This window comes from Nocardia pseudovaccinii NBRC 100343 (assembly GCF_001613225.1).
Taxonomy (GTDB): Bacteria; Actinomycetota; Actinomycetes; order Mycobacteriales; family Mycobacteriaceae; genus Nocardia; species Nocardia pseudovaccinii.
In genome coordinates, this window is record NZ_BDBY01000489.1 from 1 (window position 1) to 632 (window position 632).

Consider the following 632-nt stretch of genomic DNA (forward strand, 5'->3'; position numbering starts at 1 on the left):
GGCTCCGAAGTGGATCCTCGTACCGACCAATATTCCTTGGCCTGCACGCTTTTCACGCTGCTGGCCCACCGCACACCCTTCGATGCCGAACATCCCGCCCAGGTCATCGCCGGACACCTGAGCATGCCCGCACCTCCAGTGACCCGATTCCGCCCCGACCTGCCGCCCACACTCGATCAGGTGCTGGCCCGGGGCATGGCCAAGCAGCGCGAGCAGCGGTTCGGCAGCTGCGTGGAATTCGCCGCGGCCGTGCAGGATGCGTTGCGGGGTCGGCCGTCGCCGGAAGCCGCGCGGACGGCGGAAACCATTGTGGCGCAGAGGTATCCGACCGCATCGCAGCAAGCCGCGGCGGCAGCGCATGTCACAGCACCGCCCACGGTGATCGGCGCCGGGTCACCTATGGTGGCGCAGACCCCTACCGCGGCCATGCCTTCGAAGCAAACTCCACCCGGATCGCTTCCGGCAGCAGCGATTGCGTCCAGACCGATCCCCCGCACCCCGTTCCCGCCAGACATCCCGCGCAAGGCCAGCGGTCGCCGCGCTCTGATCATCGGACTGGGAGCCGTAGTGATGGCGCCGGTGCTGGTCGTGGGGGTTATGTTTTGCGCGGCGTTGTACGACTCGAAGTATCC

1 protein-coding gene is annotated in these 632 nt (G+C 67.6%); it reads left to right on the plus strand.

What is annotated here, in order from left to right; translation table 11 throughout:
- Positions 1–36: 36 nt before the first annotated feature.
- Positions 37–632 (plus strand): serine/threonine-protein kinase (locus tag NP3_RS46075; RefSeq protein WP_507762176.1); only part of this gene is annotated, 596 nt, incomplete at its 3' end.